At 62.7% G+C, this 20,701-nt stretch carries 22 protein-coding genes; 8 read left to right on the plus strand and 14 right to left on the minus strand.

Annotated elements, in window-relative coordinates; all coding sequences use genetic code 11:
- Window position 1: 1 nt before the first annotated feature.
- Genes odhB through mdh form a run of 4 tightly spaced genes read right to left on the minus strand, consistent with a single transcriptional unit; the run spans window position 2 to window position 5,973 of the window.
- On the minus strand, window positions 2-1,288 hold the full coding sequence (gene odhB, locus LZ538_RS02375; protein WP_249830394.1) for a 2-oxoglutarate dehydrogenase complex dihydrolipoyllysine-residue succinyltransferase: 1,287 nt from the start codon (window positions 1,286-1,288) through the stop codon (window positions 2-4).
- A 9-nt stretch (window positions 1,289-1,297) separates the two neighbouring features.
- Complete coding sequence (locus LZ538_RS02380) at window positions 1,298-4,108, minus strand: 2-oxoglutarate dehydrogenase E1 component (protein WP_249830395.1); 2,811 nt, start codon at window positions 4,106-4,108, stop codon at window positions 1,298-1,300.
- Window positions 4,109-4,111: 3 nt separating this feature from the next.
- Window positions 4,112-4,999: a succinate--CoA ligase subunit alpha gene (gene sucD / locus LZ538_RS02385; protein WP_249830396.1), complete on the minus strand. Its 888-nt coding sequence runs from the start codon at window positions 4,997-4,999 to the stop codon at window positions 4,112-4,114.
- The gene (gene mdh, locus LZ538_RS02390) at window positions 4,996-5,973 is read right to left on the minus strand and encodes a malate dehydrogenase (RefSeq protein ID WP_249830397.1); all 978 of its coding nucleotides are present in this window, start codon (window positions 5,971-5,973) and stop codon (window positions 4,996-4,998) included. The genes sucD and mdh overlap by 4 nt, the downstream gene beginning before the upstream one ends.
- A gap of 165 nt (window positions 5,974-6,138) precedes the next feature.
- Here mdh and LZ538_RS02395 point away from each other — a divergent pair, with 165 nt between their 5' ends.
- The 5 genes from LZ538_RS02395 (at window position 6,139) to LZ538_RS02415 (ending at window position 10,494) form a co-directional block, all read left to right on the plus strand.
- The gene (locus LZ538_RS02395; RefSeq protein ID WP_249830398.1) at window positions 6,139-6,546 is read left to right on the plus strand and encodes a hypothetical protein; all 408 of its coding nucleotides are present in this window, start codon (window positions 6,139-6,141) and stop codon (window positions 6,544-6,546) included.
- Between the two features lie 96 nt (window positions 6,547-6,642).
- Entirely contained in the window at window positions 6,643-7,419 is a 777-nt protein-coding gene (locus LZ538_RS02400) for a succinate dehydrogenase iron-sulfur subunit (RefSeq protein ID WP_283937534.1), read from the plus strand.
- Complete coding sequence (locus tag LZ538_RS13330; protein ID WP_249830399.1) at window positions 7,416-7,913, plus strand: PaaI family thioesterase; 498 nt, start codon at window positions 7,416-7,418, stop codon at window positions 7,911-7,913. The genes LZ538_RS02400 and LZ538_RS13330 overlap by 4 nt, the downstream gene beginning before the upstream one ends.
- Window positions 7,910-9,016 (plus strand): cell division protein ZapE, encoded by a 1,107-nt coding sequence (gene zapE, locus LZ538_RS02410; protein WP_283937535.1) that lies wholly within the window; start codon window positions 7,910-7,912, stop codon window positions 9,014-9,016. Before LZ538_RS13330 ends, zapE begins: the two co-directional genes overlap by 4 nt.
- Window positions 9,017-9,066: 50 nt before the next feature.
- Window positions 9,067-10,494, plus strand: a complete 1,428-nt coding sequence (locus tag LZ538_RS02415) for a M20/M25/M40 family metallo-hydrolase (RefSeq protein ID WP_249830400.1) — start codon at window positions 9,067-9,069, stop codon at window positions 10,492-10,494.
- 6 nt (window positions 10,495-10,500) lie between these two features.
- Here the strand turns inward: LZ538_RS02415 and LZ538_RS02420 are convergent, their stop codons facing one another.
- Together LZ538_RS02420 and LZ538_RS02425 are read right to left on the minus strand one after the other, a co-directional pair.
- Window positions 10,501-10,968 carry a peroxiredoxin gene (locus tag LZ538_RS02420; RefSeq protein ID WP_249830401.1) on the minus strand — a complete coding sequence of 156 codons (468 nt, stop codon included), beginning with the start codon at window positions 10,966-10,968 and terminating at the stop codon, window positions 10,501-10,503.
- Window positions 10,965-13,658, minus strand: coding sequence for a bifunctional [glutamine synthetase] adenylyltransferase/[glutamine synthetase]-adenylyl-L-tyrosine phosphorylase (locus LZ538_RS02425; RefSeq protein WP_249830402.1), 2,694 nt, complete (start codon window positions 13,656-13,658; stop codon window positions 10,965-10,967). Before LZ538_RS02425 ends, LZ538_RS02420 begins: the two co-directional genes overlap by 4 nt.
- A gap of 114 nt (window positions 13,659-13,772) precedes the next feature.
- Here LZ538_RS02425 and LZ538_RS02430 point away from each other — a divergent pair, with 114 nt between their 5' ends.
- On the plus strand, window positions 13,773-13,910 hold the full coding sequence (locus LZ538_RS02430) for a hypothetical protein (RefSeq protein ID WP_249830403.1): 138 nt from the start codon (window positions 13,773-13,775) through the stop codon (window positions 13,908-13,910).
- Between the two features lie 15 nt (window positions 13,911-13,925).
- Here the strand turns inward: LZ538_RS02430 and LZ538_RS02435 are convergent, their stop codons facing one another.
- The 3 genes from LZ538_RS02435 to LZ538_RS02445 all read right to left on the minus strand — a co-directional run bounded on the left by LZ538_RS02435 (window position 13,926) and on the right by LZ538_RS02445 (window position 15,675).
- Window positions 13,926-14,567: a sigma-70 family RNA polymerase sigma factor gene (locus LZ538_RS02435; RefSeq protein ID WP_249830404.1), complete on the minus strand. Its 642-nt coding sequence runs from the start codon at window positions 14,565-14,567 to the stop codon at window positions 13,926-13,928.
- Between the two features lie 87 nt (window positions 14,568-14,654).
- Entirely contained in the window at window positions 14,655-14,810 is a 156-nt protein-coding gene (locus LZ538_RS02440) for a hypothetical protein (RefSeq protein ID WP_249830405.1), read from the minus strand.
- 64 nt (window positions 14,811-14,874) lie between these two features.
- Window positions 14,875-15,675, minus strand: a complete 801-nt coding sequence (locus LZ538_RS02445; protein ID WP_249830406.1) for a response regulator — start codon at window positions 15,673-15,675, stop codon at window positions 14,875-14,877.
- A gap of 267 nt (window positions 15,676-15,942) precedes the next feature.
- Here LZ538_RS02445 and LZ538_RS13400 point away from each other — a divergent pair, with 267 nt between their 5' ends.
- A complete protein-coding gene (locus tag LZ538_RS13400; protein ID WP_430741938.1) occupies window positions 15,943-16,176 on the plus strand; it encodes a NepR family anti-sigma factor in 234 nt (77 codons plus the stop codon).
- A gap of 21 nt (window positions 16,177-16,197) precedes the next feature.
- A complete protein-coding gene (locus tag LZ538_RS02450) occupies window positions 16,198-17,730 on the plus strand; it encodes a sensor histidine kinase (protein WP_249830407.1) in 1,533 nt (510 codons plus the stop codon).
- Between the two features lie 124 nt (window positions 17,731-17,854).
- Here LZ538_RS02450 and tatC read toward each other — a convergent pair whose 3' ends face one another.
- Genes tatC through LZ538_RS02475 form a run of 5 tightly spaced genes read right to left on the minus strand, consistent with a single transcriptional unit; the run spans window position 17,855 to window position 20,701 of the window.
- Window positions 17,855-18,697: a twin-arginine translocase subunit TatC gene (gene tatC, locus LZ538_RS02455; protein ID WP_249830408.1), complete on the minus strand. Its 843-nt coding sequence runs from the start codon at window positions 18,695-18,697 to the stop codon at window positions 17,855-17,857.
- Entirely contained in the window at window positions 18,694-19,038 is a 345-nt protein-coding gene (tatB, locus tag LZ538_RS02460; protein ID WP_249830409.1) for a Sec-independent protein translocase protein TatB, read from the minus strand. Before tatB ends, tatC begins: the two co-directional genes overlap by 4 nt.
- Window positions 19,039-19,057: 19 nt before the next feature.
- Window positions 19,058-19,336, minus strand: a complete 279-nt coding sequence (locus LZ538_RS02465) for a twin-arginine translocase TatA/TatE family subunit (RefSeq protein ID WP_249830410.1) — start codon at window positions 19,334-19,336, stop codon at window positions 19,058-19,060.
- A gap of 25 nt (window positions 19,337-19,361) precedes the next feature.
- The gene (gene scpB, locus LZ538_RS02470; protein ID WP_249830411.1) at window positions 19,362-19,940 is read right to left on the minus strand and encodes an SMC-Scp complex subunit ScpB; all 579 of its coding nucleotides are present in this window, start codon (window positions 19,938-19,940) and stop codon (window positions 19,362-19,364) included.
- On the minus strand, window positions 19,940-20,701 hold the full coding sequence (locus LZ538_RS02475; protein WP_249830412.1) for a segregation and condensation protein A: 762 nt from the start codon (window positions 20,699-20,701) through the stop codon (window positions 19,940-19,942). Before LZ538_RS02475 ends, scpB begins: the two co-directional genes overlap by 1 nt.

The raw sequence follows: 20,701 nt of genomic DNA on the forward strand, positions 1-20,701 counted from the left end.
ATCAGAGATCGATCAGCAGCCGCGTTGGGTCCTCGATCGCTTCCTTGACGCGCACCAGGAAAGTAACGGCTTCGCGGCCGTCAATCAGCCGATGGTCGTAGCTGAGCGCCAGATACATCATCGGACGAGCAACGATCTGCCCGTCCTTGACGACCGGCCGCTCCTCAATCCGATGCATGCCCAGCACGGCGGACTGAGGCGGATTAATGATCGGCGTCGAAAGTAGCGAACCGAACACCCCGCCATTGGAGATGGTGAACGTGCCGCCGGTCATCTCATCGACCGAAAGCGTGCCTTCCTTTGCCCGCTTGCCGTAATCGGCAATCGTCTTTTCGATTTCCGCGAAGCTCAATTTATCGGCATTGCGCACCACCGGCACAACGAGACCCTTGGGCGCGGATACCGCTACCGAAACGTCGAGATAATCGCGGTAGACTATCTCGTCGCCTTCGATGCTCGCGTTGACCGCCGGCACGTCCTTCGCGGCAAGCGCGCACGCTTTGACGAAGAAGCCCATGAAACCCAGCCGGATGCCGTGCTTCTTCTCGAACAGGTCCTTGTAGCGGCCCCGCGCCTCAATCACCGCTGACATGTCGACGTCGTTGAACGTCGTCAGCATCGCCGCCGTATTCTGCGCTTCCTTAAGGCGCCGGGCGATCGTCTGACGTAGGCGCGACATCTTGATTCGCTCTTCGTGCCGATCTCCGACTGCGGGAGCCGGCACTGCCTTCGCCTGTGGAGCGGGCGCGGACGCGCGAACCTCCGGCTCCGGCTGGGGGGCTCGCGCCGTCTCGCCGTCCTTCTGCGATTGCGCGGCCGCCAACACGTCGTCCTTCGTCAGCCGGCCATCCTTGCCCGTGCCCTTAATCTTGCTCGGATCCACGTGATATTCGAGCACGGCACGGCGAACCGCGGGCGACAAGGTGGTGATGTGATCGTCGTTGGCATCCGGCGCATGCTCATCGCCGCGCAAGGCCGGCGTCTCGCCAGCTCCCGCCGGATTGGTGGTGGCGTCTGCCACTTCCTGCGCCGGAGCAGCAGCAGCTTCCGCCGCTTCGCCGATCCGCGCGATCACTGCGCCCACGGCAACGGTGTCGCCTTCCTTGACGAGCTGCTCGGTCAGCACTCCAGCAGCGGGCGCCGGCACATCCACGGTGACCTTGTCCGTCTCGAGGCTGGCGATTGCCTCATCGGCCGCCACGTTTTCACCAGGCTTCTTCAGCCACTGGGCGAGCGTGCCTTCGGTGATCGATTCCCCGAGCGCGGGGACCTGGACGTCGGTTGCCATTCTAATCCTTCATTCGGCGGCCACGGCCGGGCTTGCGGAGTGGCTGCTATGACCGAGCGCGGCGGCGATCAAGGCCGCCTGCTCCGCGGCATGCCGCTTGGCAAGCCCGGTCGCCGGAGAGGCGCCAGCGTCGCGACCCGCATATTGCGGCCGCAACCGATCGAAGCCGGCCTCGGCGAGAGCTGCCTCGATCAAAGGCTCGACAAAGAACCATGAGCCATTGTTACGTGGTTCTTCCTGCGCCCAGACGATGTCCTGAAGCTTCGGCATGGCCTTGAGGCGCTTGACCAACGGTTCGGACGGGAACGGATAGAGCTGCTCGACGCGAACGATCTCCACGCCGAGATCTCCGCCGGCGTCGCGCGCTTCCATCAGATCGTAGGCAAGCTTGCCCGAGCACAGGACGAGACGTCGCGTCTCGCCTTCCGCAGGCCCATTCAGATCGGACAAAAGACGGCGGAAATGACTTTCGCCGGTGAAGTCTGCCTTGGTCGAAACCGCAAGCTTGTGACGCAGGAGCGACTTCGGCGTCATCATCACGAGCGGCTTCCGGAAATCGCGCCGCATCTGCCTGCGCAGGATGTGGAAATAGTTGGCAGGCGTCGTGCAGTTGGCAACCTGGATATTATCCTCGGCGCATAGCTGCAGATAGCGCTCCAGCCGAGCCGAGCTGTGCTCCGGCCCCTGCCCTTCGAAGCCGTGCGGCAACAGCATGACGAGGCCGCTGGCGCGGAGCCACTTGGCTTCGCCGGCGGCTATGAATTGATCGATGATGGTCTGCGCCCCATTCGCGAAATCGCCGAACTGGGCTTCCCACAACACAAGCGTGCGCGGATCGGCGAGCGAATAGCCATATTCGAAGCCGAGGACGCCGAACTCCGAAAGCGGGCTGTCGCGGACTTCGAAACGCCCGCCGCCAGCAGTCGTAAGCGGAATATATTTCTCGCCGCTTTGCTGATCGACCCAAACCGCGTGGCGTTGGCTGAACGTGCCGCGGCCGCTGTCCTGGCCCGAAAGGCGAACGCACTGACCCTCGGCGAGCAGGCTTCCATAGGCGAGCGCTTCGGCCGTCGCCCAGTCGAACCCCTCGCCGCTTTCGAACATCTGCTTCTTGGCGTCGAGAATGCGCTGCAGCGTCTTGTGGATGTTGAAGCCCGCAGGAACCGTGGTCAGGACCTGACCAAGGCGCTCGACCTCCGCATCGCCGATGGCGGTCTGGATGTTGCGGCGCCCAAGCACCGGCTCCTCCGGCCGCCCGAGGCCCGCCCAGCGGCCTTCGAACCAGTCCGCCTTGTTCGGCAGATAGGATACCGCAGCCTCGAACTCCTGCTCGAGGTGAGCGATATAATCCTTCGTTTCGCGCTCAACCCAGGCCTGATCGACGACGCCCTCGGAGATGAGACGCTTCCCGTAGATCTCACTGATCGGCGGATGCTTCTTGATCGCAGCATACATCTGCGGCTGGGTGAAGCTCGGCTCATCGCCTTCGTTGTGGCCGAAGCGCCGGTAGCACCACATGTCGATGACGATGTCGCGGTTGAACGCCTGCCGAAACTCGATGGCCAGCTTGCAGACCCAGGTCACCGCCTCGGGATCGTCGCCATTGACGTGCAGGATCGGCGCCTGGATGCCCTTGGCCACGTCCGAAGGATATGGCGAGGAGCGGCCGAATTGCGGGCTGGTCGTGAAGCCGACCTGATTGTTGATTATGAAATGGATCGTGCCGCCGGTGCCGTAGCCGGGAAGACCGGAAAAGCTCAGGCATTCCCACACCACGCCCTGCCCGGCGAACGCGGCGTCTCCATGCAGCAGGATTGGCAGGACGGTATCGCCTTCCGGATCGCCCTTGATCGTCTGCGAAGCCCGCGCCTTGCCAAGTACGACTGGGTCAACTGCTTCTAGGTGGGACGGGTTCGGAAGCAGCGACAGGTGCACCTTGTTGCCGTCGAACTCCCGGTCCGACGATGTCCCGAGATGGTATTTGACGTCGCCCGAGCCCCCGACGTCGGCAGGATTGGTCGCCCCGCCGGCAAACTCGTGGAAGATGGCCTGCGCCGGCTTGCCCATCACGTTCGAGAGGACGTTGAGTCGACCGCGATGCGCCATGCCGACGTCGATCTCCTCGACGCCGAACTGGCCGCCATATTTGATCACCGCCTCGAGCGCAGGGACCGCGCTCTCCCCACCGTCGAGGCCGAATCTTTTCGTCCCGACATATTTGCGGGCGAGGAACTTCTCCCACTGCTCGGCATGGATCACCTTGGTCAGGATCGACTGCTTGCCCTCGGGAGTGAATTGGACCGTGTCCTCGGGCTTCTCAATTCGCTCCTGGATGAAGCGCCGCTCCTCCAGGTCGTTGATGTGCATGTACTCGAAGCCGATGTGACCACAGTAGGTCTCTCGAAGTATCTTCTCGATCTCGCGCACCGTTGCCGTCTCGAGGCCAAGCGCTCCGCAAATGAAGATCGGCCGGTCCAGGTCAGCGTCTGAAAACCCGTGATAGGCGGCCGTAAGGTCTGCGGGGATTTCCCGCTTGGAGAGGCCGAGCGGATCAAGATCCGCCGCAAGATGACCGCGCACGCGATAAGTACGGATCAGCATCATCGCGCGGATGCTGTCCTCCGCCGCGCGGCGGACATCGTCAGGCTTGGCGCCTGCAGTCGCCGCCCTTTCCGCAACCGCAGACTTTAATTTCTCGATCGTCGCCTGCGTAGGATCCAGCCCAAGGTTGATCTCGTCCAGGTCAGACAACGGCCAGTTCGGGCGCGCCCAGCTCGGACCCGCTTCTCGCTCGATCATGAAGGCTTGTTCGTCTGCCATCGATTACGCCGTTGCCAGCAGCTCCCTGAGGGTCCGGCCCAGTTCAGATGGGCTCGGGCTAACCGTTATTCCAGCGGCCTGCATCGCGGCGATCTTGCTGTCCGCATCGCCCTTGCCGCCGGAGATGATTGCGCCAGCGTGGCCCATGCGCCGTCCCGGAGGGGCCGTGCGCCCGGCGATGAAGCCGACAACGGGCTTCTTGCGGCCGCGCTTCGCTTCGTCGGCGAGGAACTGGGCGGCATCCTCTTCGGCGCTGCCGCCGATTTCCCCGATCATGATGATCGACTTGGTCTCGTCGTCGGCGAGGAACATCTCGAGGACGTCGATGAACTCGGTCCCCTTCACGGGATCGCCTCCGATGCCGACCGCGGTCGACTGGCCCAAGCCTTCATTGGTGGTCTGGAATACCGCTTCATAGGTTAGCGTGCCGGAGCGGCTGACCACGCCGACGCTGCCCTTCTTGAAGATGTTGCCCGGCATGATGCCGATCTTGCACTCGTCCGGAGTGAGAACCCCCGGGCAGTTCGGGCCGATCAACCGCGATTTCGAACCCGACAGGGCGCGCTTGACCTTGACCATGTCGAGAACCGGAATGCCCTCGGTGATCGTGACGATGAGCGGCACTTCGGCGTCGATCGCTTCGAGGATCGAATCCGCCGCGAATGGTGGCGGCACGTAGATAACCGATGCCGTGGCGCCAGTTTTCGCCACGGCCTCCTCGACCGTGTTGAACACGGGAAGGCCGAGATGCTCTGTACCGCCTTTGCCTGGAGTGACTCCTCCGACCATCTGCGTCCCGTAGGAAAGCGCTTGCTGCGTGTGGAACGTACCAGTCTCTCCGGTCATCCCCTGGGTGATGACCTTCGTATTCCTGTCGACCAGGATGCTCACGCCATTGCCTCGGCGACGAGGCTCTCGTCGATCTGCTTGCAGGCTTCGAGCAACTCCTTCACCGCGTCGACGCTAACCTGGAAGTTCTGCTTGGCTTCGTCATCCAGCGCGATCTCGATCACTTCTTCAGCGCCGTTGGCACCGATCACTGTGGGAACCCCCACGTAAAGACCGTCGAGACCATATTTGCCGTCGACATAGACGGCGCAGGGAAGGATCCGCTTCTGATCGCCCAGATAGGCTTCGGCCATCGCAATGGCGGACGTTGCCGGCGCATAATAAGCGCTGCCCGTCTTCAGCAGCGCTACGATTTCACCGCCGCCACCACGCGTGCGCTTCACGATCTCGTCGATGCGCTCCTTCGTCGACCGGCCCATCTTGACCAGATCGTCGACCGGGATGCCGGAAATGGTGGTGTAGCTGGTGACCGGGACCATCGTATCCCCATGCCCACCGAGCACGAAGGCATTCACGTCCCTGACCGACACGCCGAATTCCTGCGCCAGGAAAGTCGCGAAGCGCGCCGAATCCAGGACGCCGGCCATGCCGACCACCTTGTTGTGCGGAAGGCCGGAGAATTCGCGCAGCGCCCAGACCATCGCGTCGAGCGGATTGGTGATGCAGATCACGAAGGCGTCGGAGCAATGCTGTTTGATGCCCTCACCGACCTGCTTCATCACCTTGAGGTTGATGCCGAGAAGGTCGTCGCGGCTCATGCCGGGCTTGCGCGGCACGCCGGCAGTGACGATCACGACGTCTGCGCCGGCGATGTCGGCGTATTCGTTGGTGCCTTTGAGATTCGCGTCGAACCCGTCGATCGGTCCGCATTGGGATAGATCGAGAGCTTTCCCCTGCGGAATGCCCTCCGCAATGTCGAATAGGACAATATCGCCAAGCTCGCGCATCGCCGCGAGGTGAGCGAGGGTTCCGCCGATCATTCCGGCGCCGATCAACGCAATTTTCTTGCGGGCCATTTTCGCTGGTGCTTTCCTCTATGTTCCGGGTGCGCCAAGGTGCGGCGCGTACGTGGGCGGCGCTCTAGCCCCGTGGAAAGAGTCGGGCAACCGAGGAGCCGTGGCTTTTGATGTAACAACGAGCGTCAAAGTTCGTTCATGTCGCGAACAATAGGATGACGACCTATGAAACAACTATTCTTGATCGCGGGCGCCGCAGCGGTTTCGCTGGCCGCGCCGACATTCGCGAAGCCGGGACAGGGTCACGGTCAGGGTCAAGGGCACGGCAACCCGCATGCTTACGGCGCCGCGGGCCCAGTCGGATATGGCGCAGGCGGTTGTCCGCCAGGGCTGGCGAAGAAGAACAATGGCTGTCTTCCGCCCGGCCAGGCGAAGAAGCTCTACAACGTCGGTCAGCGCTTCCCGACCGGCTACGGCTATGCCTGGAACTACAACCAGATCCCGTACGATATCCGCACACACTACGGCCTGCCGCAGGCCGGCAATTACTATTATGGCGATGGGTACATCTATCGCGTCGATCCGCGGACCATGCTGATCCAGCAGGCGGTGAGCGCGCTTCTCTACCGCTGACGTCGATCGGGAAACATGGCCGTCCGCTTCGCCGGGCGGCCTTTTCTTTGAGGCTCCGCCCATGCTAGCGGCTCCGCCCAAGCAAGGAGTTGTCGCTTGGCCGAATTCACGCTTCCCAAGAACAGCAAGATCCAGAAGGGCCGCACCTACGAGCCCGAGCAGGGCAAGCGCCTAAAGTCGTTCAAGATCTATCGCTACGATCCGGACAGCGGCGCCAATCCCCGCTTCGATCGCTACACCATCGACCTCGACAAATGCGGCCCGATGGTCCTCGACGCGCTGATCAAGATCAAGAACGAGATCGACCCGACGCTGACCTTCCGGCGGTCCTGCCGGGAAGGCATCTGCGGATCGTGCTCGATGAACATGGATGGCCGCAACAGCCTGGCCTGCACGACGGCGATCGAAGACTTGAAGGGCGACGTCCAAATCACGCCCCTGCCGCATATGGAGGTGGTGAAAGACCTCGTTCCCGACCTTACCCATGCCTACGCACAATATGCGCTCGTGCAGCCATGGCTCAAAAGTGCGACGCCACCGCCCTCGCGCGAGCGGCTCCAATCGCCGGAAGATCGCACCAAGCTCGATGGGCTTTACGAGTGCATCCTCTGCTTTTGCTGCTCGACGAGCTGCCCAAGCTACTGGTGGAATGCCGACCGCTTCCTAGGCCCGGCGATCCTGCTCCAGGCTTATCGCTGGCTGGCCGACAGCCGCGACGAGGCGACCGGCGAGCGGCTCGATCAGCTTGAGGACCCATTCCGGCTCTATCGCTGCCACACGATCATGAATTGCGCGAACGTGTGCCCGAAGGGCCTAAATCCGGCCAAGGCTATCGCCGAGACCAAAAAGCTGATCGCAGAACGGGCCGCGTGAGCGACGTTCCAACTGGCAACCCGGGCTCCGCCGACCAGGCGGGCATCCCCCGAGGCGCCTCGCCCGATCCGGACAATCCCGGCTGGTACAGTTGGGGGGATTTTCCCCGCGGAAGTTTTGCCGGCGCGACTGGTCGCCTGCTGTTCAAGCCCGATGGGCCGGGCCGGGGCATCGCACGCATGTTTCCGACCGAGGCGCATATGAACATGGGCGGATCGCTGCACGGCGGCTCGGTCATGAGCTTCATCGACATGTCGATGTTCGCGGGCGGTCTGTGCGCCGGCATGGCGCCGGGGCATTTCGTAACACTCGATTTGACCACCCATTTTCTCGCCCGCGGTCAGCCCGGGCCGCCGCTCGACGCGCATGTCGAGCTGGTACGAGAGACGCGGGGACATGCTTTTCTCCAGGGCGTGGTCAAGCAGAACGGCGAAAATTGCTACAGCTTCAGCGGTACGTTGAGGCGCATCCGTGAGCGCAACGCCCCGGCATGATCGGACCCGTCCGGGCTGCCTATGACGAGCTTCTCACGGCGGGCGAGCTGAAGGCCGATCCGGCTCAAGCGAGAGCGGTCGCGGCACTGGATCGGCTAGCGGCCGCTGCCTCCCCAAGATCCTTCCTTTCGAAGCTGTTCGGTAAGGAAAGCGATGGACCCGCAGGGGTTTATCTTTGGGGCGGTGTCGGACGGGGCAAGTCGATGCTGATGGATCTTGCATTCGACACGATCGCGACCGAGCCCAAGCGCCGGGTCCATTTCCATGCCTTCATGATCGAGACACATGCGCGTCTGAAGAACGCCAGAGCGAAAGAAGAGGGCGACCCAATCGAGCCGGTCGCCGAACAAATCGCTGCTGAAGCGAGCTTGCTATGCTTCGACGAGATGCAGGTTACCAACCCTGCGGATGCGATGATCCTATCGCGACTATTCGAGAAGTTGCTCGATCTCAGGGTGATGGTGGTCACGACGTCGAACCGCCCACCAACGGACCTGTACAAGGGCGGGCTCAATCGCGAGCTCTTCCTGCCCTTCATAGGGCTGGTGGAGCGGTGCATGCTCGTGGTCGAGGTCAACGGACCGACTGACTATCGGCTCGATCGCTTGACAGGCGTCGACGTATGGCATGTGCCCAACGGCCCGAAGGCAACCGCCGACCTGAGCCGCGCCTTCTTCCAACTGACCGACTATCCCGTGGAGGACCGGGCGAAGGTTCCGACCGAAGATCTCGATGTCGGCGGTGGCCGGACCTTGCACGTGCCGAAAAGCCTGAAGGGTGTCGCGGTCTTCTCATTCAAGCGGCTGTGCGGCGAGCCTCGGGGCGCGGCGGATTACCTCGCGATCGCGAGACGCTACCACACGGTGATCATCGTCGGCATCCCGGTCATGGGGCCCGAAATGCGCAATGAGGCCGCGCGGTTCGTCACGCTCATCGATGCGCTTTACGAGCATAAGGTGAAGCTGCTGGCCGCGGCCGATGCCGAACCGGCCGGCCTTTACGCGTCAGGCGACGGCAGCTTCGAGTTCCAGCGGACCGTCAGTAGGCTCGAGGAAATGCGAAGCGCCGAATATCTTGCCGAGGGCCATGGCGTAGCGGCTTGACGGTTGCGTAATGCAACCTAGCGTGCGCCGCCTCGAGGGGAGATTCTTTTATGCGCTTTGTCGCCGCACTTGCCGTTGCCTTGTCGTCCAGCGTCGCGTTCGCCGCAATTCCGATCGACGTTCCTTCCAAGCTTGATCCGACTTGGCAGGCCAAGACGCGCGAGTTCTTCAAGCAGACGATTGAAACCCCTTCGGTCGTGGGTCGCGGCCAGGTGGGCCGGGTGGCCGAGCTCGTGGCGGACCAGCTTAAGGCCGGCGGTTTCCCGGCATCGGATATGCAGATCATCCCCTACGAGGGGCTCAACGGCGACAAGACCGCGGCGTTCGTTTTCCGCTGGAAGGCAGCCAAAGCGACCAAGAAGCCGATGCTGATCATTGGCCACATGGACGTGGTCGAGGCCAAGCGTGAGGATTGGAAGCAGGATCCCTTCCAGTTCATCGAGAAGGACGGCTATTTCTACGGGCGTGGCACGTCCGACATGAAAAACGGCATCGTCGCGACCACGCTTTCGCTGGTGAAGCTGAAGAAGGAAGGCTTCAGGCCGGACCGGGACATCATCCTCTATTTCACCGGAGATGAAGAGACCAAGATGAACGGGGCGCTCTTCGCCTCGACGAAGTGGCGCAATCTTATCGACGCCGACTTCGCTCTTAACGCGGACGGCGGCGGCGCATCGTTCGACAAGGAGGGCCGCCCGCTCGGTTTCTCCCTGGGCGCAGCAGAAAAGGTCTACCAAACTTACTTCTGGACCGTTCACAACCGCGGCGGGCACAGCAGCCGCCCTCGGCCGGACAACGCCATCTATGAGCTCGCAGACGCACTGAAGAAGCTCCAGAACTACCGTTTCTCGCCACAGCTCAACCCCACGACGCGCGCCTACTTCCACGAGCGCCAAAAGGCCGAAAAGGGCGCGCTTGGGGATGCCATGCGGAGGTGGCTGGCAAACGAGAAGGACGAGCAGGCGGCCGACCTTATCGAGGCCAATCCTCTCGAAGTCGGCCTGACGCGCACTCGTTGCGTGGCGACGATGCTCAAGGGCGGTCACGCCGACAACGCTCTCGCGCAAAGCGCGACTGCCGTGGTCAATTGCCGGATGATGCCCGGGACGGAGCCCAAGAACGTCCAGGCCGAGCTTCAGCAGCTCGTGGGGCCCAATGTGGAGATCGTCCCCGATCCGGAGTTCATCGGCCAGCCGACGCCGGTCCTGCCCCTGCGTGACGACGTCACAGCAGCGGTCAGGAAAGCCGTCACCAAATTCTACGGCGCGGACATGGCCGTCATCCCGTCCATGTCGACCGGAACCAGCGACGCCTCATTCTTCCGCGCGGTGGGCATACCGGTTTACGGAACCGATGGAGCCTTCGGAATCAGCCCGGACGACGAGCGTGCGCATGGACTGGACGAGCGTATCCCGGTCCGCGCGATGTATGACGACGTGCTGTTCTGGGAAGAACTGGTCCGCGACCTCGCGAGCTAAGGCGGCTCAGGCGGCGGCGGTTGCGCTGGCCGCCTTCAGCACCTCCTCGGCGTGCTTCGGCACTTTGACCTTGCGCCAAGATCGTAGCACCCGGCCGTCGGCGCCGATCAAATAGGTCGCGCGTTCCATTCCCATATATTTGCGCCCGTACATCGACTTCTCGACCCAAGTGCCGAAAGCGTTTGAAATCCGTCCGTCCTCGTCCGAGGCTAACGGCACGGCGAGCCCATATTTGCCGATGAACTTTTCATGGCTCTTCATGGGGTCGCGCGACACTCCGACGACCTTCACTCCGGCTTTATCGAAGTAGTTTGCGAGCGCCGTAAAATCCTGTGCCTCACGTGTGCAGCCCGACGTATCGTCCTTCGGATAAAAATAGAGCACCAGCGGCTGGCCGGGTGCGGAAAGATCGATCGCGGAGCCGTCGCTAGCGCTGATCGTAATCGCCGGAGCCTTGTCACCTTCCCCAATCATTGTTCACCCTCTCGCTTGATGCTGTCCCAGAGCTCGGCGACGCTTTGTCGCGCTGCGTCGTGGCCGGCGAGCAATGCGTCCCAACTCCCCGCGCCGCAAGCCTCAGCAACGAGCTGCCAGGTCTCCGCCGTGGGCTTCACGTCATCGGGCGCCACCAGCCGCATCAACACCAACATCCTGGTGAGCAACTTTTGTGCATCAACAATATTTGAGTTCAGTAAAGAATCGGCTTCCAGTTCTGAGAGGGCGACATCGAGACGGGGATCGAGACCAACATGCCTTGTTAACTGCAACACGTGGACCGCGAATTCGAGATCGACGAGGCCCCCCGGTCCCAGCTTCACGTCGAGCGCGCTCTTCGCGGGTTTGTGGTGCTCCATATCGGTGCGCATCTTCGCGGCATCGCGGGATACCTGCGCGATGTCGCGCGGCCGCCGAAGGATCGCATCGATGACGCCCTGCACTTGCGCCCTGCCCTCGTGTGACCCGAAGACCGGGCGCGCGCGGCACAACGCCATATGTTCCCATGTCCAGGCTTCGTCTCTCTGGTAGCGTTCGAAGGCTTCTAGCGAGACGACGAGCATGCCTTTCGCACCCTCAGGGCGGAGGCGGATGTCAACATCGTAGAGCGGGCCCGCGGCCGTCGGCACGCTGAGGGCCGCCGTCACTCTGCTCGCGAGCCGATTGAAGTAGTCGTTTGGCCCAAGTGGCTTTGCACCGTCCGAGACGGAGCCTTCGGGCGCGGTGTGCAGATAGATGATGTCGAGGTCCGAGGCGTGCGTCAGCGCGCAGCCGCCGAGGCGCCCAAGCCCCAATATCAGCAGTTCGCCGGCCGCAAAACTGCCATGGCTTTCCTCAAACTCTCGGCACGCCGCGGACGCGAGCGCCCGCACTGCCCCTTCCGCGACCCGCGCATAACCGAAGGCGACCTCAAGAGGGTCGCGATGCCGATCGATGAGCTGGACGCCGAGCGCGAACCGCCGCTCATTCACGAGCCTTCTTACCCGGTCCAGCGCGACGTCGTAGGGATGACCGTGCATGGCCGCTGTCAGCTGATCCGCAAGTTCCTCCGCAGGCGGAGGCATCTCGAAGCTCGAAGCGTCGAAAAGACCTTCCAGCAGCTCCGGTCGGCGAGCCAGCTGATCCGCAAGGGTGGGGGCATGGGCCAGTATCTTGGCCAGGAGTCGCGCAAGGTTGGGGCGGGCTCCAAGCAGGCGGAACAGGTTGATGCCGCTCGACAGCCGCTCGACGATGTCGCTGAGGCGGTTGAGCGCATGGGCCGGATCGGCGCCACTGGCGATCGCCTGGAGCAATCCGGGCAGCATGGCTTCGAAGGCCTGCTGTGCCGCCGGCGACCTCAGCGAGCGGGCCTTGCCCGACCGCCAGGCCGCGACGTGCCGCGTGGCGAGTTCCGGTTCGGTAAAGCCTAGTCCCTTGAGCTCGCTCGCAAGAAGGTTCGGGTCGTTCGAAAGGCGGTCGTCGCCCTCCGGCGACAGGCTGTCGAATAATGAGCCGGCCGCTTCCACATGGGGTTCGAGCAGGCGCAGGAGAGCGCTGCCCGAATCGAGCCCATGCAGATGCGCGACATTCTCGAGGGCCTCGGGCACCGCGGGAAGCATGTGAGTCTGAGCGTCCTCGACCATTTGAACACGATGCTCGATCGTTCGCAGCAATCGGTATGCTTCGCTGAGCACCGACGCAGACTTCTCATCCATTCTCCCCGTCTCAACGAGCGCCGCTAATGCATCCAGCGTGGCGCGGTTGCGCACCGACATGTCGCGGCCGCCATGAATCATTTGCTGGATCTGGACGAAGAATTCGATTTCGCGGATTCCCCCGCGCCCGCGTTTCAAGTCGTACCCGGGGCCAATCTTCGCGCCTTGGGCGAAATGGTCGCGGATCCGCGCGGAAATCTGCCGCACGTCCTCAATAACGCCGAAGTCGAGCGACCGCCGCCAAACGAAGGGGCGTATCGCCTCCAGGAAGCGCTCGCCGAGTTTTTTGTCGGCGGCGCAGGCGCGCGCACGGATGAAGGCAGCACGCTCCCACGGCGCGGCGCTCGACTCATAGTGAGAGATGGCGGCGTCCACCGGCAGAACGATGGGCGTGACCTCTGGCGAGGGCCGCAGTCGAAGATCGACCCGTGCGACATAGCCGTCGGACGTCCGCCGCTGGAGAAGTTCGATCACCCGCCGGCCGATGCGGACCGCCGACTCCCCCGCGTCGTCACGATCGCGCTTTGCGAGCATTGCGGGATCGAACAGGAAAAGCAGGTCGACGTCAGACGAATAATTCAGCTCACCGCTGCCGAGCTTGCCCATTGCGATCACAGCAAAACCCGCGGCACCGGCGCCCGGCACCCGCTCCTCGATCGCTTGAGCCAGCGCACGATCTATTGCGGAATCCGCAAAATCGGAAAGCAATGTTGTCACCTGTTCGAGCTCGATCTCTCCCGAAAGGTCCCCCAGCGCGACTGCGAGGGCCAAAGCGTACCGACGCCTCCTCAGCTCGACTTCGACTTCGGGCGCGACTTTAGAGAGAGCGACGTCAATTGCCGCCGAAGTCCCAATGCCAAGGAACGTCTCGGCCACATCCGGAAGCTGCTCGATCGCTTCACGCAGGAAGGGAGAATGAGCCTTCGCGCGGATGACCGCGCTTTCACGAGTCTTAGTGTTGCCGTCAGACCTCATTCGACGAACAGATGGCCGAAAATGCCCTTCGACGAAACTTCCCCCGCGTTTTAGTCGTTTGTCTCTCAAATGAAGCTGGAACGAGAAAACGTTGCGGCGTCGGAATTAGATAGCATGGACCGTCGGGTCATTCGTGTGGACATTCCGCCCGCTCACGCCGGTATCACGGCCGCGCTGCGCCGCGCCTTCGAGGCTGCGGCGGCAGAGCCGAGCGACCGTGATTTTGCGGAGCTGTTGCGGAAGTTGAACTGAAAGGAATCGCCGCGATCACTCGCGTTCGTGGTCCCGGCTTAGTTCATCCACCTCGCCCATGATTGTCTGCAGGGCTGACTTGTCAGGGTCGGTCCGGTGTTGCCGACGCGATGGCAATTTGCCGCTCGAAAGCAATTGTTCGAGCGCAACCCTTCCGCGCGCCACGCGGCTTTTGATCGTGCCGACCGCGCAGCCGCAGATTTCCGCAGCTTCTTCGTAGGCGAACCCGCCCGCGCCCACCAGGATCAGCGCCTCGCGCTGGGGCTGCGGCAAATGCATCAGCGCCCGCTGCATGTCGCCAAGCTCGATGTGCCGGTCCTGGCTTGCGGGTGCTGCGAGGATCTTCGACGCGGTAATATCGTCCCATTCGCCCTTGAACCGGGCTCGCCGCATCTGGCTCAGGAACAAGTTGCGCAGAATAATGAAGGTCCAGGCACGCATGTTCGTGCCGGCCTGGAAGCGCTGGCGCGCAGCCCATGCCTTCAACAGCGTTTCCTGGACGAGGTCGTCCGCAAGATCGCGGCTTCCCGAAAGGGACCGGCCGAATGCACGCAAATGCGGAATAACCGCCGACAGCTGTTCCTTGAATTCCGGATCCGACAACGGGACGTGTTCGGCCGGGGCTTCGCTCAGTTCCTCAATACGATCTTCAGCCAAGGACTGATCCCCACCCGTTATGCACACGGCCTTGGAGCCGTGAGGTTTGATCCAAGATGAACAGCGAACGTGGCAGAAGCTAGGTGCTCAAGACCGCCCGACGAAGACGATGATCGCAAAAAAAATCACGACCAACAGCGTACCGATGACCAGCACGTTGCGCGCAACGCCGGGCGTTGACCCGGCTCGCGCCTCAGTGGTGGTTTCCCGAACGGAGGGTTCGGTGTGCAGCGGATCGACCATTAAGCTCTCGTCACGAAATCACTGTTCCCCCGGCCAACGCGCCTGCCCGGCCCCTGTTCCGTGATCAGGCGGCAGGAACGGTGGCTGCGTCGAAGAACAATGCTTGTGCGATCGCCGCTTTAACGGTCGAACGCTGGAATGGCTTGGTGATCAGGAAGGTAGGCTCCGGTCGAGTTCCGGTCAGCAAGCGCTCCGGGAACGCTGTGATGAAGATCACCGGTACCGAGAACTCGGCTAGGATGTCCTTTACCGCGTCGATACCGCTTGAATCGTCGGCAAGCTGAATGTCGGCGAGCACCAATCCCGGCGGGTGCTGCCGCGCCTGGGCGACCGCTTCGTCGCGCGTGACGGCAACGCCAGTCACGTTGTGGCCGAGGTCACGAACGATCGTCTCGATATCCATCGCGATGATCGGCTCGTCCTCGATGATGAGCACATCCGCCAGCGTCTGGCGCTCGATTTCCTCGAGCGCCTCGGCGACGAGCGAATCCACGTCCGCGGGAGACGCGCCGATCAGATAGGCGGTGTCCTCCGAGGAAAATCCCTCGAGCGACGTGAGCAACAGCGCCTGGCGAGACAAAGGGGTGATTCGCGATAGGCGCGCCTGCGCGATGCCCTCTGCGCCAGTCAGGCTCTGGGATGGCTCCTCGCCTTCCTCGATATTGGCGGTCGACCAGATCGCATGGAACGTCTTGTAAAGTCCAAGCCGCGGATCGACGTCGCGCGGGAATTCGTCGGGCTGCGCCACGATTGCCTCTAACGTCGCGCGAACGAACGCATCCCCGTGCGCCTGGCTGCCCGTCAGGGCACGCGCATAACGGCGGAGGAATGGCAAATGTGGAGCGAGTTCCTGGCCAAGCGACATAAGTGAAGGCTCTCCATCAAATCGATTTGCCGCGTCTTTGGCGGCGCCTCGGAATTGTTGCAACCCTGGAAGGACCGTTCGTCAGCCCGGCTTTCTTCCGCCCCCAGAGAATGATCAGCACTGGAACAAAGCACCGGCCATTTGGTTTCCCTCCCGGGCTAACCGCACGTGAAATCTACGACTGTGGACGAAGCAGTGGTTGGCCCAAGCTGTATCGGGGTTGGACAGATCCACAGTTAGACCGTTGCGCCGCAAGGCTGAATTTGTATGACGCGCGCTTGTACCCGCGCGAGGGGGGACGAGAGGTTGAGTGCCAAAAATAAGGGCGAGGCGGAAGGAGCAGGGAACATCAGGCGCTCCAGGTCATCCTCGGCTTCCGACAGAAAATCCCGCAAGCAGCGATCCGGCGACCTCGGACGCGCCTTGCGCACGATTTACGACGATACGCTTCGCGAGCCCGTCCCCGACGATTTCGCCGATCTCATCGGGAAGCTCAGCTAGGTTCGTCGGCTGGAGCGCTGAATGAGCGCGGCGGAACGATTCGCCCGTCTTCCGACGGCAGCCAAGCTCCTCCTCATACTCACCGCGGTGCTCCTGCCGATCGGTATCGGCCTGGCCTACGTCGGTCAGGAAGGCATTCGCGAAGCCAATTCGGCATTGGAAGGCCGCAGCCAAGACCAGGCGCAGGTGGCCGCTCGGTCAATCGAAAGCTTGATTGCCCGTAACGCCCTGGCGTTGCGCATTGCCGCCAACGGCGGCCTTGAAGGCGGCGCATCGAGGGCTTGCGACCGAGCGCGCAACGCGCTTGCGATCGCGCCGGCGGTGTCCCAAGCGTTCGAACTCGAATCTCCGGATGGGAATCCCATCTGCCAAACCGTCAGCCTCGGCGACACGAGCTCGCTCCCGGTGACGGCGCCCGGCGCAATTACGGTGCAAATCTCTCCTGCGGGGAATGCCATCGCGCTTCGCACCGGAGTCATCAATGGCATGGCTACAGCCGTGATCCCCCTGCAGGAGCTGCGCGCCGCCATCTCGGACGCGGGATTCGACATCCCTCTCCTCGTCATTCGCGACCGCGACGACGAACTAACGCTCATCGACCCGGGCGAGGGCGTCGACGATCTCGCAGTCAGCGACTGGCCCATCGCCGGCACCGATCTGAAAGTTCGTGTGGGCATGGCCGAACAGCGCATCACTACCGCCGACCGTCTCTTATTACTCCTTCCGCTCCTGATGTGGGTCGCGGCCGCGCTGATCGCCTGGCTGCTCGTTTCGCGGTTGCTCATCCGCCCTCTCAAGCGGCTCCAGCGATCCGTTCAGGGATACGACCCGGCGCAAGGCCCGCTCCAGCTTCCGCGAAAGGTAGGCCCGTCGACCGAGATACAGGACCTGCGCGATGCCTTTGGGAGGGCGTTTTCACGGGCCGAGGAATCCGAACGTGAGGTCACGACAGCTCTCGAAGGGCAGAAGCGGCTGGTGCGGGAAGTCCACCATCGCGTGAAGAACAACCTGCAGGTGGTGGCCTCCCTGCTAAACATTCACGGACGCAGCGCGGCGACCACGGAAGCGCGCGCCGCTTATGCCTCGATCAGCCGGCGAGTGGGCGCTCTTTCCATCGTACACCGGAACCATTTCGCCGAGATGGAGGAAAGCCGGGGAATCGCGCTTCGGCCGCTGCTTACCGAGCTTGCCGCGGAGCTCCGCGCAAGCGCACCGGAGGCCGCGCGTGGACTGATGATCGAGCTGGACCTCGACAGTGTTTACACGACCCAGGATGCCGCGGTTGCCGTGGCGTTCCTCGTCACCGAAATCGTTGAGTTCGCGATGCTGAACTGTCCGCAGGACCCAATCGAGGTATCGCTTCGGCGGAGCAGTGAGCTGACGGGCCGGCTTACTCTCAACAGCCGGGTGCTCGTTCCCGAAGGCGACTCGAACGAAACGCCAGAGAAAGTTCAATTCGAGCGGATCGTCGGGGGTCTGGCGAAGCAGCTCCGATCCAACCTCGACCGCAAGCTGGGCCGCTATAGCGTTGATCTGCCGGTGTTTCCCGCCTGATGCGATCGCCGAGATCGTTACGGCTGTAGCCAAAAAAAGATTCTGATCGCCGGAACTGTTCTCGAAGAAGGGGCGTTATGCAGTTCGGATAGTGACCTTTTGCCCCCCCGCTCTCGCTATCCGCTTAAATGGGCCCGGAACCGCCAACCCTCCCCCCCCCCGGTGGCGCTTCCGGGCCCTCTTCTGTCTGGGGCTCAGCAACTTCGGCACCTTCTGACCGCGCGGCTCGCCTCGCGGCGCGCCAGTGCGTGATACGGATCGCCAGGATCGCCAATTCGTAAAGGCCGTACAGCGGCACTAGCAGGATCAGCATTGACACGACGTCGGGTGGCGTCAGCACCGCAGAAACCGCGGCGGAGGCCACGATGGCGTAGCGCCGTGACTTCGCGAGTTGCTCGCGCGTGACGATTCCTGCCCGCTCGAGGATCATCAGCAGGATCGGCAGCAGGAACGCGGCGCCGAAACCAAACAAAAATCGGGTGACGAAATTAAGGTAGTTTCCGACGCCGGGCAGAGCTTCCTGGCTGACGCCGCCCACATCGCCTTGGAACCCAAGCAGGAAATGCAGGGCCCAGGGCATTGCGATGAAATATGCAAAAGTGGCCCCGCCGGCGAAAAAGAAGGGTGTCGCCAGCAGGAAGGGCAAGAAAGCCTTTTTCTCCTTCGCGTAGAGGCCGGGCGCGGTAAAACGCCACAGTTGCGTCGCAAGCATCGGGAAGCTGAGCATGAAGGCCGCGAACAGCGCGACCTTCACCTGCACGAAGAAGGCTTCAAAAATGTCCGTGTAGATGAGCTTGCCTTGCCCTGCTTTCAGCAGCGGCTGCACCAGGATCGCGAAGATATCCTTCGCGAATGCAAGGCAGATGAAGAAGGTCACGACCAAGGTCGCAAGGCACCATAGGAGGCGGCGCCGGAGCTCGATCAAATGCTCGAGCAGCGGCTGCTTTGTCTCGTCGATGTCCTTCATGGAAGGGGCCGCTCGGTGGGCGGGCGCGGGTCTTCGTCGGCGTCACCGGGCTTCATGACCGGAGGCATCGCATCTGGCTGGCCAGCGCCGCCGAGCTCATGGTCCGGCGGATAAAGCCGCATGATCCGCTCATTCTCCTCGCGCCACTTCTTCTCCATTTCTTCCAACTCGGCTTCGCGCATCATGCTTTCGATGCCGGAAGTGAAATGGCGCGCCATGCCTCGAACGCGGCCCATCCAATAGCCGATCGCCCGCAAGACTTTCGGGAGGTCCTTGGGACCGATGAAGATTAGAGCAAGGATCGCGACGACCGCTAGCTCAGTGCTGTCGACGCCAAACATGGCGGATGCCCCTCAGGGCTTAGCGCGCTTGATCGTCCCGCGGCGGCGGGGCGGCGCTGTCCTCACGGCGGGGCGTCACGTCGATCGGTTCGTCCTGGCGAATCTGGCGCGGCGGCTCGGAACGACGCTGCTCGTCGTAGCGCTGACGCTTTTCGTCATCCTCGTCTGCCATGCCCTGCTTGAAGCTTTTCAGGCCTTTGGCAACGTCTCCCATCATCGCGGAGAAGCGGTTGCCTCCAAAGAGCAGCAACACGATGACCGCGAAGATCAGGATATGCCAGATGCTAAAACCGCCCATGGGGAAACTCCTTTGAGGCGGGTATCTAGCCCTCCTCGTCCTCGCTTTCCAGTTGCTCTTCGCCGAGCGACTGGAACATGCCCTCATCGAGCGGATCCAGCAGCCCGGCAGCCTTCAGATCGTCAATGCCGGGCAGGTCGCGGCGCGAACCAAGGCCGAAGTGGGTGAGGAACTCCTGCGTGGTCGCATAAAGCAAAGGCCGACCGGGCGCTTCCCGTCGCCCAGCAGGACGAACCCACCCCGCATCCATCAGCACGTCGAGCGTACCCTTGGAGATCTGCACTCCGCGAATTGCCTCGATCTCAGCCCGGCTGACGGGTTCATGATAAGCGATGATCGCCAGGGTCTCGGTCGCTGCCCGGGAAAGGCGGCGCGGCTCCTCCCGGGTTCGACGCAGCAAGTGCGCGAGATCGGGTGCGGTCTGGAAGTGCCACCGGCCGCCACGCTCGACCAGCTCTATCCCGCGCCCCTCATAGTGCGCCGAAAGTTCGCCAAGCGCGATCTCTATGTCGCCGTCGCCAACATGCTCGCGAAGCTCGTCGGTGCTGAGTGGTGACGCAGAAGCGAACAGGGTCGCTTCCACAGCTCTGGCAAACTCATCCATCAGGCCGCCCTTCGGAGGCGGATCGGCGCGAAAGCGTCCTCCTGGACGAACTCCAGGCGACCGCGTCTGGCCAGCTCCAGCATCGCCAGGAAACTTGACGCGAGCGACGAGCGCCTGAACTTCGAGTCTTGAGTTGTCGGCAGGAAGCTTTCGAGGAAAGTCCAGTCCAGCGCTGCCCCGATCATTCGTCCGACGCGCTCGATCGCCTCGTCCAGCGTCATCACCGAACGCGCGTGAACGACGTGCATCGCCGGCGCCGTGCGCGCCTTGACGGCACCATAAGCGGCAAAGAGGTCGAAATCGCGCACCTGCCACGCAGACTTCCGAACCAGCCGGAGGCCTTCCGGCGCGCCGCGAAGGAATACGTCGCGCCCGACGCGATCGCGCCCGAGCAAGCGAGCACCGGCCTCGCGCATCGCGTCGAGCCGCTGAAGGCGCATCTGCAGGCGGAGGGCGATCTCTTCAGGACTCGGATCCTGCTCCGGATCCTTGGGAAGCAGCAGGCAAGATTTGAGATATGCCAGCCAGGCGGCCATCACCAGATAGTCGGCAGCAATCTCAAGCTTCAGCGCGCGGGCTTCGGCAAGATAGGTCAGATATTGCTCGACCAGTTCCAGGATGGAGATTTGCGCGAGATCGACCTTTTGGGCCCGAGCCAGGTTCAGCAGGAGGTCGAGAGGCCCCTCCCAGGCGCCCAGGGTCAGCGTAAGCTCGTCCGACTGGCGGACCGGTTTGCTGTTGAAATCCGCGTCGGTGTCCAT

Source organism: Sphingomonas hankyongi, assembly GCF_023516575.1.
GTDB classification, from domain to species: Bacteria; Pseudomonadota; Alphaproteobacteria; order Sphingomonadales; family Sphingomonadaceae; genus Sphingomicrobium; species Sphingomicrobium hankyongi.

What these genes read in the sequence shown, in the direction of transcription:
- odhB (WP_249830394.1), bottom strand. Translation starts at nt 1,288, where the DNA reads ATGGCAACCGACGTCCAGGTCCCCGCGCTCGGGGAATCGATCACCGAA.
- LZ538_RS02380 (WP_249830395.1), bottom strand. Translation starts at nt 4,108, where the DNA reads ATGGCAGACGAACAAGCCTTCATGATCGAGCGAGAAGCGGGTCCGAGC.
- mdh (WP_249830397.1), bottom strand. Translation starts at nt 5,973, where the DNA reads ATGGCCCGCAAGAAAATTGCGTTGATCGGCGCCGGAATGATCGGCGGA.
- LZ538_RS02395 (WP_249830398.1), top strand. Translation starts at nt 6,139, where the DNA reads ATGAAACAACTATTCTTGATCGCGGGCGCCGCAGCGGTTTCGCTGGCC.
- zapE (WP_283937535.1), top strand. Translation starts at nt 7,910, where the DNA reads ATGATCGGACCCGTCCGGGCTGCCTATGACGAGCTTCTCACGGCGGGC.
- LZ538_RS02415 (WP_249830400.1), top strand. Translation starts at nt 9,067, where the DNA reads ATGCGCTTTGTCGCCGCACTTGCCGTTGCCTTGTCGTCCAGCGTCGCG.
- LZ538_RS02420 (WP_249830401.1), bottom strand. Translation starts at nt 10,968, where the DNA reads ATGATTGGGGAAGGTGACAAGGCTCCGGCGATTACGATCAGCGCTAGC.
- LZ538_RS02425 (WP_249830402.1), bottom strand. Translation starts at nt 13,658, where the DNA reads ATGAGGTCTGACGGCAACACTAAGACTCGTGAAAGCGCGGTCATCCGC.
- LZ538_RS02430 (WP_249830403.1), top strand. Translation starts at nt 13,773, where the DNA reads ATGGACCGTCGGGTCATTCGTGTGGACATTCCGCCCGCTCACGCCGGT.
- LZ538_RS02440 (WP_249830405.1), bottom strand. Translation starts at nt 14,810, where the DNA reads ATGGTCGATCCGCTGCACACCGAACCCTCCGTTCGGGAAACCACCACT.
- LZ538_RS02445 (WP_249830406.1), bottom strand. Translation starts at nt 15,675, where the DNA reads ATGTCGCTTGGCCAGGAACTCGCTCCACATTTGCCATTCCTCCGCCGT.
- LZ538_RS13400 (WP_430741938.1), top strand. Translation starts at nt 15,943, where the DNA reads ATGACGCGCGCTTGTACCCGCGCGAGGGGGGACGAGAGGTTGAGTGCC.
- LZ538_RS02450 (WP_249830407.1), top strand. Translation starts at nt 16,198, where the DNA reads ATGAGCGCGGCGGAACGATTCGCCCGTCTTCCGACGGCAGCCAAGCTC.
- tatC (WP_249830408.1), bottom strand. Translation starts at nt 18,697, where the DNA reads ATGAAGGACATCGACGAGACAAAGCAGCCGCTGCTCGAGCATTTGATC.
- tatB (WP_249830409.1), bottom strand. Translation starts at nt 19,038, where the DNA reads ATGTTTGGCGTCGACAGCACTGAGCTAGCGGTCGTCGCGATCCTTGCT.
- LZ538_RS02465 (WP_249830410.1), bottom strand. Translation starts at nt 19,336, where the DNA reads ATGGGCGGTTTTAGCATCTGGCATATCCTGATCTTCGCGGTCATCGTG.
- scpB (WP_249830411.1), bottom strand. Translation starts at nt 19,940, where the DNA reads ATGGATGAGTTTGCCAGAGCTGTGGAAGCGACCCTGTTCGCTTCTGCG.
- LZ538_RS02475 (WP_249830412.1), bottom strand. Translation starts at nt 20,701, where the DNA reads ATGGACACCGACGCGGATTTCAACAGCAAACCGGTCCGCCAGTCGGAC.